Annotated in this window: 1 protein-coding gene; it reads right to left on the bottom strand. The window is 53.5% G+C overall.

Annotation, left to right across the window (positions count from 1 at the left end; all coding sequences use genetic code 11):
- Window positions 1-243: tRNA-splicing endonuclease subunit SEN54 family protein (locus IEQ44_RS16405; protein WP_193639475.1), on the bottom strand; the 243-nt coding region annotated here is incomplete at both ends.

Raw genomic sequence — 243 nt, 5'->3', positions numbered from 1 at the left:
GTGAGTGTCTCGGCGGACAGAAAGCTTTCATATCCTTCCTGGATGGACAGAGGAAGGTCATGATGAAACACCTGCAGGCTTCCACATTCCATTAGGTACAGAGCCTCCTCCGGGAGCAGGTATTGCTTCCCGTTGGCAGAAAAGCCCATTGTCTGCCAGAACCTTCCAGCAGGAGACTGCAGCTCCACTATTCTCTCCCTTGGAAGCCACCGCGCTTTCACAAGGTTCCCATGTCTTTCCACC

It is taken from the genome of Nocardioides malaquae (genome assembly GCF_015070385.1).
In the GTDB taxonomy this organism is placed as follows: domain Bacteria; phylum Actinomycetota; class Actinomycetes; order Propionibacteriales; family Nocardioidaceae; genus Nocardioides; species Nocardioides malaquae.
This window is presented reverse-complemented; position numbering and strand designations above follow the sequence as displayed.